Raw genomic sequence first — 12,952 nt, forward strand, 5'->3', positions numbered from 1 at the left:
CGATTTCTGTCCCACTCTCTTTTTTTCGAAAGACCTTCCTTCATTCGGATAAAAATAGTAGAATAGAACAAGTGAATCAACAAGAAAATGGGAGTTGTTATGAATTGGTTTCAATCACAATCCGTGGTCTTACAGGCCTTTCTCGCAGGATTGTTTACATGGGGTTGTACCATTGTCGGGTCGGCCATCGTCTTTTTCTTCAAGCACATTAGTCGAAAATTACTGGACATCATGATGGGCTTTGCGGCAGGTGCGATGATCTTCGTGGTAGTTGAGGAGTTGATCCCAGATTCACAGACCAATGGCAACACAGACGTTGCGACTCTCGGCCTCATGGTTGGCTTTGTCATCATGATGATTTTAGACGTCGCTTTGGGGTAAATGAGATCACCTTGTACCATAGATGCAAGGTGACTTTTTTATATAAACATGATAAAATAAGAGTAATGACTACGTAGAAAGGCCTGTAATTATGAAAGGTATTATTCTAGCTGGTGGCTCTGGAACTCGCTTGTACCCATTGACACGCGCAGCTTCCAAACAATTGATGCCCATCTATGACAAACCAATGATCTACTATCCGCTTTCAACTCTAATGTTGGCGGGGATCAAAGAAATCTTGATTATCTCAACTCCTCAAGACCTTCCTCGTTTTGAAGAGCTTCTTGGAGATGGTTCGGAACTGGGGCTTTCCCTTTCTTATGCTGAGCAACCAAGCCCAGATGGCTTGGCGCAAGCCTTCATCATTGGAGAAGACTTTATCGGTGACGATCATGTAGCCCTTATTCTTGGAGACAATATTTTCCATGGAAATGGCTTGACAGCCATGTTGCAACGGGCAGAAGCAAAAGAAAAAGGGGCGACTGTCTTTGGTTACCAAGTCAAAGACCCAGAACGTTTCGGTGTGGTTGAGTTCGATGATGAGATGAATGCCATCTCTATCGAAGAAAAACCAGAACATCCGAAGTCTCACTTTGCGGTGACAGGACTTTACTTCTATGACAATGATGTGGTCGAAATTGCTAAAAACATTAAACCAAGTCCTCGTGGAGAGCTCGAAATCACAGATGTTAACAAGGCTTATTTAGAGCGTGGAGATCTCTCTGTGGAACTCATGGGCCGTGGTTTTGCCTGGTTGGATACTGGAACCCACGAAAGCCTCTTGCAAGCTTCTCAATATATCGAGACCGTTCAACGCTTGCAAAATGTTCAAGTGGCCAATCTTGAAGAAATTGCCTATCGCATGGGCTATATTACTAAAGAACAAGTTCATGAATTGGCGCAACCGCTGAAGAAAAACGAATACGGACAATACTTGCTCCGTTTGATTGGAGAAGCTTAATGACAGAACAATTTTTCGGAAAAGAACTAGCAGCACGTAAGATTGAAGCCATTCCAGGTATGTTGGAATTCGATATTCCCGTTCATGGGGACAACCGTGGTTGGTTTAAAGAAAATTTCCAAAAAGAGAAGATGCTTCCTCTTGGCTTCCCTGAAAGTTTCTTTGCAGAAGGTAAGTTGCAAAACAATATTTCATTCTCTCGTAAGAATGTCTTGCGTGGCTTGCATGCAGAGCCTTGGGATAAGTACATCTCTGTGGCAGATGAAGGTAAGGTCCTTGGAACTTGGGTAGACCTTCGGGAAGGCGAGACCTTCGGGAACACTTACCAAACTGTGATTGACGCTTCAAAAGGAATCTTTGTCCCTCGTGGCGTAGCCAATGGCTTCCAAGTTTTGACGGATAAAGTGGCTTATACATACTTAGTCAATGACTACTGGGCATTGGAGCTCAAGCCAAAATATGCATTTGTTAATTACGCAGACCCAAGCCTAGACATCCAATGGGAAAACTTGGAAGAAGCAGAAGTCTCAGAAGCAGACAAGAATCACCCACTGCTCAAAGACGTCAAACCCCTAAAAGCAGAAGATTTGTAAGAATAGCTCTTTAAACAATCAAAGAAAGCATTCTATAGTTTTTAGCTTTGCTATAAACGAGCGAAGCGAGTTATATACTTAGCTTTCCGCCGTGAGAAAAGCACCTGAACTATTTTTGTTTCAGGTGCTCGGAAGTTTTGAGACACTAGGCTCAAAACTTAGACATGGAACTTCTTCGAAGTTCGCTGACGTCCGTACTCACCTAAGGAAAGCTAAAAAAGATTGATTTAAAGTTTAAAAATAAACTATTATTTTTGGAGAAAAAATGACTGAATACAAACATATCATCGTAACCGGTGGCGCTGGTTTCATCGGTTCAAACTTTGTTCACTATGTCTATAACAACCATCCAGATGTCCATGTGACAGTTTTGGACAAACTTACTTATGCTGGCAACCGTGCCAATATCGAAGAAATCCTTGGGGATCGTGTAGAGTTGGTTGTGGGAGACATCGCTGATGCCGAATTAGTCGACAAATTGGCTGCCAAAGCAGATGCTATCGTCCACTATGCGGCTGAAAGCCACAATGACAACTCCCTCAAAGATCCATCTCCATTTATCTACACCAACTTTGTCGGAACTTATACACTCTTGGAAGCGGCTCGTAAGTATGATCTTCGTTTCCACCACGTGTCAACAGACGAAGTGTATGGAGACCTTCCATTGCGTGAGGATCTTCCTGGACATGGTGAAGGTCCTGGTGAAAAATTCACCGCAGAAACTAAATACAACCCATCCTCACCTTATTCATCAACCAAGGCTGCTTCAGACTTGATCGTGAAGGCTTGGGTACGTTCATTCGGTGTCAAGGCAACGATTTCTAACTGTTCAAACAACTACGGACCATACCAACACATCGAAAAGTTCATCCCACGTCAAATCACCAATATCTTGTCTGGCATCAAGCCGAAACTATACGGTGAAGGGAAAAACGTCCGTGACTGGATCCACACCAACGACCACTCAACTGGTGTTTGGGCTATTCTTACCAAGGGTCGTATCGGTGAAACTTACTTAATCGGTGCTGACGGTGAAAAGAACAACAAGGAAGTGCTTGAATTGATCCTTGAAAAAATGGGTCAACCAAAAGATGCTTACGATCGTGTCACAGACCGTGCTGGTCACGATTTGCGTTACGCGATTGATTCAACAAAATTGCGTGAAGAATTAGGTTGGAAACCACAATTCACAAACTTCGAAGCAGGTTTGGAAGAAACGATCAAGTGGTACACCGACCACCAAGATTGGTGGAAAGCTGAAAAAGAAGCTGTCGAAGCTAACTACGCGAAAACACAAAAAGTTTTGAAATAAGGAAGAAAGTCCAAGTAGAAAATTTCTTGGACTTTTCACTCGTTTTCAGTAAAAGCGGATGTATGATATAATGGAACATATTAGGTTTCAAATAGGAAGGATAGGATATGAATCAAAAAGATTGGGTCGAGTACTTTGAAGCGGTCAATGGCCGTAAGCCAAGTATGCAAGAATTTCAAGAAGCGCGTGAAAAGGGGGAGTTTGTTGTGAACAAACCGGATACCCCTGCTTCAGCACCTGTCGCTCCGCAGCCACAAGTGCAACCAACTGGCCCATCCGGTTACAGTCAGCCTCTAGCAACTCCCAAAAAGCAAAGGTTCCATAAGAAAACAGTCATCAGTCTATCGATCGCAGGGCTTGTTGCAGTGGTTGGCTTAGTATGGTTCTTTTTCTTCTCAGCTGGACCGGATTTAGATGGAATTTGGCTTAACCCTAACTTAGCACCTGTTGCCTATGAGCTAAAAGGAAAAAAACAGACGATCAATATGATATATTCCATAAATAAAATAATCAAGGGAAATGAAGCGAAAAAGGAATTTAATGAGAAACTATCTTCATCCGATTTATCTAACTTAAAGACTTTGGCAGATGTTGATGAGAAGTTCCAATTAAAAACTAAAGAAGTCGTTATTGTTAAAGCAGATAAAAATGTACGTTATAACTTGCTTCAAGCAGATGGCACCAACGTAATTATTGATCAGGATTTTAAAGCACTAAAATATAATGATTCATCTGTATCAGAATTTAAGAAACAAGTAGTTTTCCAAAAAATTGAATTTCCAAAAGTTTTAGTTGGAAAATGGAAATTTTATGAGGACGGTACTTATACCATTTCAGACCATGGAATCTTTAGCAAATCGGGTAGTAAGGAGAAAAATTTTTTAGTATTTTATAGTCTGACGGATTTGAAGCGTTTCAATAAATATAATAAAGATGAAGACTATTCGGATTCAAAACTAAAAAGCCAGTTTGAACATATCCAAAAAGCTATTAAAAAGCAAGGTTACACTGTAAACAGTCCAAATGAAGTGTATAAAATGAATTATTCTAGGTATCTCGTCCCAGTAAATGGTGGAAAGACGCTTATTGCTCTTGATGACGATTTTAAAATTGTAAATAAAATACAGAAAGTTGAATAATAAAGGGACCGCATGGTCCTTTTCGCTTTGAATCATGAATTTCCCCAAAAAAGCTCTAGACTCGCTGATTTGTGGTATACTATGACTAGCTTTTAGGGAAATCAATTTTTTTAGGAGGATGATCATGAACCAAAAAGATTGGGTTGAATATTTTGAAGCGGTCAATGGCCGTAAGCCAAGTATGCAAGAATTTCAGGAATCGCGTGAAAAGGGCGAATTTGTTGTGAATAAACTCGACACACTTGCTCAAGCACCTGTCGCTCCGCAGCCGCAAGTGCAATCAACCAGCTCAGCCGGTTACAGCCAACCACTAGCAAGCCCCAAAAAGCCAAGGTTTCATAAGAAAACAGTCATCGGTCTCTCCATCGCAGGGCTTGTTGCGGTCATTGCTGTGGTTTGCTTCTTTTTCTTCTCAAGTGGGCCGGATTTAGATGGAATTTGGCTGACCGACACGGCTTCCAGACCTCTTGTCTACGAGCTAAATGGGAAAGAAAAGAAGCTCAATGGCGATTATCCAATTCGAAAAGTGATCAAAGGAAATGAAGCGAAAAAAGAGTTCAATGACAAGCTCTCGTCATTAAATTCCTCTACGATACAGACACTGGCCGATGTTGACAATCAGTATCAATTGAAGACCAAAGAAGTGGTTATTATCAAAACAGATAGCGAAACGTTTTATAATTTACTACAGGAAAATGGCACAAACGTTATGCTGTCTGATAATTTTAAAGATCTGATTTATTATAGAAATGCTGTCCCGGAATTTAAGAAAATGACCGTCTTTAAAAAGATCGCATTTCCAAAATTTTTAGTGGGAAAATGGGAAGTGGTCGAGGGAGAAAATGAAGAAGAAGAGAAAGATATTTTGCAATTATCAGATCATGGTATTTCGAAACGTTCCTCCAACAGTTATTGTAGCGCCGTTTATTCACTTGTAGATTCTGCTCGCATCAATAGTAGTGATGGGGATTCTCATTCTCTGGATGATAAAGTAAATACAGAATTCGAACATGTCCAAAAAGCAGTGGCAGAACAAGGCTACAAAATCAATAGTGCCAAAGATGTTTATAAAGAGTCTTATTCAAATTCTTATATTATTCCTGTAGAGGGCGGAAAGAAATTTATTGCTCTGGACAAAAACTACCATTTCTCTATAAAAGCTGAAAAAGTAAACTAATTTGAAGGGCCGATAGGTCCTTTTTCTTTTTTAGAGGCTATGAATTTCCAAACAATTTTCTTTGAATGGTAGAATTTATGGTATACTAATAATAGCTTTTTTAAAAAATTTCGTTTTTAGGAGGATCAAGATGAATCAAAAGGATTGGGTTGAGTACTTTGAAGCCCTCAATGGTCGCAAGCCAAGCATGCAAGAATTTCAAGAAGCGCGTGAAAAGGGTGAATTTGTCATTGAAAAGACCAATACACCAACTCAAGCAGGAGAACCTGTAACTATCGCTCCACAGCCACAAATGCAACCAAGTGGTCCTGCAGGCCATAGCCAACCGGTGCCAAGACCAAAAGGAGCAAAATTCAGCTTCACTAAGAAAACCGTCATCGGTCTATCCATCGCAGGACTTGTCGCAGTGGTTGCTGTAGTTTGCTTCTTTTTCTTCTCAAGTGGACCAAGCCTAGATGGCGTTTGGGTTCGAAATACCGATTCGAGTCCGGTCACTTATGAACTCACTGGAAAGAAACAAAGGGTGAATGGTGAAAAAACAGTTGATGATGTCCTCAAAGGAAATGAAGCAAAAAAAGAATTTGAAACAGCCCTCTCCTTGTTAAATTCAAGTGAAATCCATACGCTTGCGGATGTAGACAAGAAATTTAACTTGAAAACAACAGAAGTCATCATTGTCAAATACGATAAGCATGTCACTTATAATTTACTTCAAAAAGATGGTTCAAATGTTATCTTAAAAGACAGTGTATATGATTTAAGAAGTTATTCATCTAATTCGACAACTTTTAAAGAAGGTCTTGTTTATCACAAAGTTGAAACTCCTAAAGTTTTGGTGGGTAAATGGAAAGTTACGTCTGATGAAAGTGATGAAACAAGAAAGGTTACGATTACCGATCATGGATTGATTTCCAGTGATTCTGGAACAAGCCAAGCTGCTTTCTACCCGATGGCAGATAAAGATTTTCTAGATGGAAAATCTGAAAAAAATAAATCAACAGATAAAAAAGTTCAAAAACAATTTGAGAACATTAAAGAAGAGATTGAGTCAGAAGGCTATCAAGTAAAGAGTGAAAAGGACGTCTATAAACAAGTAGGGTTAAATTATTACTTCGTATCAGTATATGGTGGAAAAAATATTCTTGTCTTAGATAGTAGTTATCACGTGAATGCCAAGCTAGAAAAAATGAAATAATGAGAGGACCGCGAGGTCCTTTTTGTTTTTCATCATGAATTTCCTAAAAAATGTTCTGAACTCCCTGATTTGTGGTATACTATGACTAGTTTTTAGGGAAATGATTTTTTAGGAGGATGATCATGAATCAAAAAGATTGGGTCGAGTACTTTGAAGCGGTTAATGGTCGCAAGCCAAGTATGCAAGAATTTCAAGAAGCGCGTGAAAAGGGGGAGTTTGTAGTAGAACAAAAGGATGCATCTGCTCAAACAAGCAACAATCAGGCTCATAGTCAGGAAGCAGCTGTTGCACCTACATCCTTCGCTCAAGAACAGTCATATCAGAAAATTTTGCAACCTGTTCCGGGGAAGAGAAAACCCAAGTTGTCTTTCAATAAACCAACAACGTTCGGTCTGGCCGTAGTCGCTATTGTTACGGCACTCACTCTTATTTGGATCTTTTTCTTTACAGGGACAAAAAATCTGGATGGAATTTGGCTTAGCAACACGGATTCGATGCCAGTAGTTTATGAACTAAATGGAAAGAAAAAGAAAGTCAATACAACTCATCTGATCGAAAAAACGATCGAAGGAAAAGAAGCTAAAGATGAATTTATTCAGAAACTTTCTAAATTAAACTTACCGAATATGCAGACGCTAAAGGATGTCGATAAAAAGTTTCATTTGAGTACCAAAGAAGTAGTCATTTTTAAAACGGAAGGTTTAGTATTTTATAATTTGCTTCAGTCTAATGGGACAAATGTCATCTTCTTTGATGATTTAGCGGACCTAGCCTACTATACATCCAATTTGTCAGAATTTAAGAAGAGAGCCGTTTTCCAAAAAATCGAATATCCTGACGTTTTGGTTGGAAAATGGGAAAACGTGTCTAATACTGACGATCATTTAGTTTTTCAAATAACGAAAAATGGCGCATCGAATACGGATGTCACTGCTATTTATCCACTTGTAGATACTGATCGTATCAATAATAAGAGTGGAAATTCCCATTCTTCGGATGATGAAATAAATGCTGAATTTGAAGAGGTTCAAAAAGAGATTAAAAATCAAGGCTACACAGTGAATAGTGCTAAGGAAGTATATAAAGAGGCTTATACTCATTCCTACATTGTACCTGTAGATGGAGGGAAGAAGGTTATTGTTCTAGATAAAGACTATAATTTTAAGTCGATGGTGGAAAAAGTGCAATAATGAGAGGACCGCGAGGTCCTTTTTGTTTTCTAAACTTCTGATTTAAAACTATTCAAGTCTGAGCTAAAATATGGTAGAATAAATAAGATATGTCTGAGGTGTTTGAATCTTTCAGACGAGTACAGTTATTGGAGTTAAACATGCAAAATAGACCGATTATTATTGGTGTTACTGGTGGTTCTGGTGGTGGAAAAACTAGTGTATCTCGTGCCATTTTGGCGAATTTTCCAAATGAAAAGATTGCCATGATTGAGCATGATTCTTATTACAAGGATCAGAGTCATTTGACCTTTGAGGAGCGGATCAAGACCAACTATGACCATCCGTTTGCCTTTGATACAGATTTGATGATTGCACAGATCAATGAACTGTTAGCAGGTCGCCCGGTGGATATCCCAACTTATGATTATGCGGCACATACGCGTAGTAGTAAGAGCTATCGCCAGGAACCGCAGGATGTCTTTATTGTTGAGGGGATCCTTGTCCTTGAAGACAAGCGCCTTCGCGACTTGATGGATATCAAAATTTTTGTGGATACCGATGATGATGTTCGGATCATTCGTCGGATCAAGCGGGATATGGAAGAGCGTGGCCGGAGTCTTGATAGCGTTATTGATCAGTACCTGGGTGTGGTGAAGCCTATGTACCATCAGTTTATCGAACCGACTAAACGCTATGCGGATGTCATTATCCCGGAAGGTGTCAGCAATACTGTAGCGATCGATCTGATTACAACCAAGATTGAAAAAATCCTCCGAGAAGCGCGTGAAGGTTAAGACAAAACAGAGATAAGGACATGAGCGGATCTTATCTATCTAAATAATAGAGAGTGCGAAGAGAATTTTGAAGAAAATCACTCAATCGCACTCTTTTTGTCGCTTTCTAACTTAATTTTTGAGCAAAGATTTGGTATAATGAAAGGTATGAAACAATCGGAAAAAGAATCACAATACCAGCTCTTGCTGGCCCAGTTAGATGCTCTCTTAACGGATGAGACCAATGCTTTGGCCAATCTATCCAATGCTAGCGCACTCTTGAATCAAGCACTGCCTCGTTCAGTCTTTGCGGGTTTTTATTTGTATGACCAATCGGAATTGATCTTGGGACCTTTTCAAGGTGGAGTATCTTGTGTCCACATCGCACTTGGAAAGGGTATCTGTGGAGAAGCGGCTCAAAAGCAAGAAACCATCATCGTCGAGGACGTCCACCAGCATGCCAACTACATTTCCTGTGATAGTCGGGCCATGAGTGAGATTGTGGTGCCCATGGTCAAGGATGGGCAACTCCTTGGGGTTTTGGATCTAGATTCAGAAATAGTCGCTGATTATGATCAGCTGGACCAAGCCTATCTCGAACAGTTTGTCTCTCTCTTGCTTGAAAAGACAGACTGGGACTTTAAGATGTTTGGAGTGAAGAGTTAATGTATCAAGCCTTATATCGAAAATACCGTAGCCAGACCTTTGGCCAATTAGTTGGCCAGCAAGTGGTAGCACGGACATTGAGACAAGCAGTGGAGCAAGATAAGATCAGCCATGCCTATCTCTTTTCTGGTCCTCGTGGAACTGGGAAAACCAGTGTGGCCAAGATCTTTGCCAAGGCCATGAACTGCCCTAATCAAGTCAATGGAGAGCCTTGTAACGACTGCTATATCTGTGAAGCCATTACCAATGGAAGTCTAGAAGATGTTATCGAGATCGATGCGGCCTCCAACAATGGGGTCGATGAGATTCGTGATATTCGCGACAAATCAACCTATGCGCCAAGTCTTGCTAAACACAAGGTCTACATCATCGATGAAGTGCACATGCTCTCTACTGGTGCCTTCAATGCCTTGTTAAAGACATTGGAAGAGCCAACGGAAAATGTCGTCTTTATCCTCGCAACAACGGAGTTGCACAAAATTCCTGCGACGATTCTATCACGGGTGCAACGCTTTGAATTCAAATCGATCAAACTGCCAGATATCGTTCACCATTTGGAAAGTATCTTAGCTACTGAAGGGATTGCCTATGAAGCAGATGCTGTGCAGATCATCGCTCGACGCGCTGAAGGTGGGATGCGGGATGCCTTGTCCATTTTGGACCAAGCCCTGAGTCTGACTGCGGGTAGTGAGTTGACGACAGCAATCGCTGAAGAGATCACCGGCTCCATCAGTCTTGCTGCTCTTGACCAGTATGTAGCTGCGATCCTAGCTCATGATGCGACAGCGGCGCTGGACCAGCTCGCGATTATCTTTGATAATGGGAAGAATATGGCCCGTTTTGTCACGGACTTACTTCAATACCTGAGAGATCTCTTGATTGTTCAGACAGGTGGAGAAAATACCCATGCTAGTGACTTGTTTGCGGCTAATCTATCGGCAGATCAAGCGCGTCTTTTTGCCCTGATTGATCAGGCGACGACTAGTCTAGCAGATATCAAAAATAGCTTGCAACCGCGCATTTATACGGAGATGATGACCATCAAATTGGCCGAAATGACGGGACAAACTGCTACGTCGGCCACTGTTGAAGTGTCTTCTAATGTCTTGGCTCAGCTAGAAGAGCTGAAGAAGGAAGTCGCTCAACTCAAGCAAGAAGTGGCCCAAGCCGGAGACAATCTGTCTAGTTCCAAGCCACCAGTAACCCGCTCAACCAAGTCTAATAAGCCTTACCGGGTCGATCGAAACAAGGTCAATGCGATCTTGCAAGAAGCGGTTGAAAATCCAGAACTAGCACGGACCAACTTGATCCGTCTTCAAAATGCTTGGGGAGAGATTATCGAAAGTCTAGGTGGTGCAGATAAAGCCCTCTTGATCGGATCTCAGCCAGTTGCTGCCAATGAGAACCATGCGATTTTGGCTTTTGAATCGGCCTTCAATGCTGAACAAACCATGAAGCGGGACAACCTCAATACCATGTTTGGCAATATCCTCAGCAATGCTGCCGGTTTTTCACCTGAGATCTTAGCGATTTCTTTGGAAGAGTGGACTAAGATTCGAGCTGAATTTTCATCTAAAGCACGTGGACAAAAGGCTGAAGTGGCCGCAGAAGAAGAGAGCGTCATCCCAAAAGAATTCGATTTTTTGTCTAATAAAATTACCGTACAAAACGATTAACTCATGAATTTTTTATAGATTCATGGTAGAATAGTTCTATGAATAGAAAACAATTTTCAGTGTTAGCAGTCTTTACTGCTCTAGAAACCTACTTTTTCAATGAGGCGACTATGGCTGGTCACCTGCTGTTTGCCCTCTTTTGGGTTTTCTTGATTTTGCGCAATCTCCAAACAGCCTATGTGGTAGAGAAAATTGCCAGTGCCATTGAAAAAGAAATCAACAAAAAAAGCCGAAAATAAAGAAAACCTTTTGAAAATGGAGTATCACATTTTCAAAAGGTTTTTTCTGATTCGGTGTATCCTGCAACCTGTCATTTATGGTATACTAGTTCTATGCAAATTTTCACTGATCCTATGAGTCTAGGGGTGTTTTTACAAGTGCGTGAAGGAGTCCAAGTCTTTCTATAGGTGAAGAGAAAATAAAAAAATATTTTAGGAGTATGAAAAATAAATGTCTAAAATGAAAAAAATAATTGCGATGGTTCTTCTTTCTCTTGGTTTGGTTCTGATTGCGGCTTGCAGTAGCTCTCCGGCTAAACTGGAAGGCAAATGGAAAGTCCAAACGGGCGATAAGAAAAATGGTGAGCTTGTTTTTACAAAAGATACTGTAACAGTTGATGGTGAAAAGTATCCCTATAAACAAAAGTCGATTGAAAGAAAAGAGGGGATTGTATACTACAAAATCGAACAAGATGGTGAGTCTTATTCAGTGATTTTCCCAGATCCGAATAAAAATATTGCCATCATGATTCAACCAACTTCAAAAGACAATGATTTGAGTGGCCTCTTGCTCTATGCCATGAATAAAAAAGAGAAACCAAACTACGAAGAGTATGCCAAGAAATACTTGAAATAGACTTGGGTGAGAAGGTTAACATTTGAAATTATCACTGCGTCTTGCTCGACAATCCAAAGATAATTGAGAGGCTAGGACTTTTGTCTCAGCCTCTTTTCTTTACTTGTTTTCACCATTTGGTCAAGGAGATTTCTCCGCTATTAAGCCAGATTTCTTTTTTCTTGTCCAGTTGGACCAAGAGTTGGCCGGTATCGGAGATGTCTTTGGCAATGCCTTGATAGGTCTGTTGGTTCTGCTCAAAGGTGACAGTTCGTCCTAGGACTAAGGAGCGCTCTTTATACAGGTAGACCAGCTCGTCGACATCCGTTTGGAAAAATTCCTTCCAGATTTCGCAGATGAGGCTATTCCGAGTGATGGGGCAAGGCCCTTCAAATAAGGAACCAGCCTTGGTTTTTAGCTCTTCTGGGAAAGTAGAGATAGCCATATTGAAGCCAACTCCAATAATGACATCCGTGACAAGACCAGTCTCGATGGACGTGATGGCTTCTGTTAAGATACCGCCAATTTTCTTTTCACGGTAATAAATGTCATTGACCCATTTGATAGAAACATCAATTAAGGTCAGGTTTTTAATCGCTTTACAGATAGCTGCAGCGACCATGAGGGTATAAGGGGGGAGCTCCGCAGGTGGGAGTTGGGGCTTGAGATGAAGGGACATGTAAATACCACCTTGATCTGGACAGTAGTAGCGACGGCCAAATCGTCCCTTCCCTGCAGATTGAGAATTAGCCAGGTAGAGCGTTTTGCCTTCATGATTGGCTTCCATTCCTAATTTGGCATCCAATTGAGTAGAGCTACAATGTTCGTTTAGAGAAACGTTCAAGTGGGTGTTGCTTGCGATCACTTCAGGTAGTAAAATGTCACCTGAGATGAGTTTATAACCTTTCTTTTTGAGGGATTCGATGACGACTCCCTCTTTTTCCAAGCGTTGGATGGCTTTCCAGATAGAAGTGCGAGAAACTCCTAACTCCTTGGCTAGTTGCTCTCCGTTGACGTAGTTATCCGCTTGGGATAGGGTTTGAAAAAGAATTTCGTGTGTTTTCATAGGACCT

The 12,952-nt window shown here is 40.9% G+C and carries 14 protein-coding genes; 13 read left to right on the forward strand and 1 reads right to left on the reverse strand.

What is annotated here, in order from left to right; all coding sequences use genetic code 11:
* The first annotated feature begins 99 nt into the window (after positions 1 to 99).
* The 13 genes from HA044_RS07445 to HA044_RS07505 all read left to right on the forward strand — a co-directional run bounded on the left by HA044_RS07445 (position 100) and on the right by HA044_RS07505 (position 11,900).
* Positions 100 to 381 carry a ZIP family metal transporter gene (locus HA044_RS07445; protein ID WP_049488917.1) on the forward strand — a complete coding sequence of 94 codons (282 nt, stop codon included), beginning with the start codon at positions 100 to 102 and terminating at the stop codon, positions 379 to 381.
* Positions 382 to 472: 91 nt separating this feature from the next.
* Complete coding sequence (gene rfbA / locus HA044_RS07450) at positions 473 to 1,342, forward strand: glucose-1-phosphate thymidylyltransferase RfbA (protein ID WP_187540572.1); 870 nt, start codon at positions 473 to 475, stop codon at positions 1,340 to 1,342.
* Complete coding sequence (locus HA044_RS07455) at positions 1,342 to 1,935, forward strand: dTDP-4-dehydrorhamnose 3,5-epimerase family protein (RefSeq protein WP_187540573.1); 594 nt, start codon at positions 1,342 to 1,344, stop codon at positions 1,933 to 1,935. Before rfbA ends, HA044_RS07455 begins: the two co-directional genes overlap by 1 nt.
* Before the next feature lie 265 nt (positions 1,936 to 2,200).
* The gene (gene rfbB, locus HA044_RS07460; RefSeq protein ID WP_187540574.1) at positions 2,201 to 3,247 is read left to right on the forward strand and encodes a dTDP-glucose 4,6-dehydratase; all 1,047 of its coding nucleotides are present in this window, start codon (positions 2,201 to 2,203) and stop codon (positions 3,245 to 3,247) included.
* A gap of 107 nt (positions 3,248 to 3,354) precedes the next feature.
* Entirely contained in the window at positions 3,355 to 4,386 is a 1,032-nt protein-coding gene (locus HA044_RS07465) for a hypothetical protein (protein ID WP_187540575.1), read from the forward strand.
* Between the two features lie 124 nt (positions 4,387 to 4,510).
* The gene (locus HA044_RS07470) at positions 4,511 to 5,563 is read left to right on the forward strand and encodes a hypothetical protein (protein ID WP_187540576.1); all 1,053 of its coding nucleotides are present in this window, start codon (positions 4,511 to 4,513) and stop codon (positions 5,561 to 5,563) included.
* Positions 5,564 to 5,693: 130 nt separating this feature from the next.
* The gene (locus tag HA044_RS07475; protein WP_187540577.1) at positions 5,694 to 6,758 is read left to right on the forward strand and encodes a hypothetical protein; all 1,065 of its coding nucleotides are present in this window, start codon (positions 5,694 to 5,696) and stop codon (positions 6,756 to 6,758) included.
* A gap of 122 nt (positions 6,759 to 6,880) precedes the next feature.
* Positions 6,881 to 7,948 carry a hypothetical protein gene (locus HA044_RS07480; RefSeq protein ID WP_187540578.1) on the forward strand — a complete coding sequence of 356 codons (1,068 nt, stop codon included), beginning with the start codon at positions 6,881 to 6,883 and terminating at the stop codon, positions 7,946 to 7,948.
* A gap of 140 nt (positions 7,949 to 8,088) precedes the next feature.
* Entirely contained in the window at positions 8,089 to 8,724 is a 636-nt protein-coding gene (udk, locus tag HA044_RS07485; RefSeq protein ID WP_187540579.1) for a uridine kinase, read from the forward strand.
* A 147-nt stretch (positions 8,725 to 8,871) separates the two neighbouring features.
* On the forward strand, positions 8,872 to 9,369 hold the full coding sequence (locus HA044_RS07490) for a GAF domain-containing protein (protein ID WP_187540580.1): 498 nt from the start codon (positions 8,872 to 8,874) through the stop codon (positions 9,367 to 9,369).
* Complete coding sequence (gene dnaX, locus HA044_RS07495; RefSeq protein ID WP_187540581.1) at positions 9,369 to 11,045, forward strand: DNA polymerase III subunit gamma/tau; 1,677 nt, start codon at positions 9,369 to 9,371, stop codon at positions 11,043 to 11,045. Before HA044_RS07490 ends, dnaX begins: the two co-directional genes overlap by 1 nt.
* A 38-nt stretch (positions 11,046 to 11,083) precedes the next feature.
* Entirely contained in the window at positions 11,084 to 11,284 is a 201-nt protein-coding gene (locus HA044_RS07500; protein WP_187540582.1) for a DUF3272 family protein, read from the forward strand.
* Positions 11,285 to 11,495: 211 nt separating this feature from the next.
* A complete protein-coding gene (locus tag HA044_RS07505; RefSeq protein WP_187540583.1) occupies positions 11,496 to 11,900 on the forward strand; it encodes a glycosyltransferase in 405 nt (134 codons plus the stop codon).
* A 109-nt stretch (positions 11,901 to 12,009) separates the two neighbouring features.
* Here the strand turns inward: HA044_RS07505 and birA are convergent, their stop codons facing one another.
* A complete protein-coding gene (birA, locus tag HA044_RS07510) occupies positions 12,010 to 12,945 on the reverse strand; it encodes a bifunctional biotin--[acetyl-CoA-carboxylase] ligase/biotin operon repressor BirA (protein ID WP_187540584.1) in 936 nt (311 codons plus the stop codon).
* Between the last annotated feature and the right edge of the window lie 7 nt (positions 12,946 to 12,952).

The sequence above is a fragment of the Streptococcus sp. IMAU 99161 genome (genome assembly GCF_014435245.1).
Lineage (GTDB): Bacteria > Bacillota > Bacilli > Lactobacillales > Streptococcaceae > Streptococcus > Streptococcus lactarius.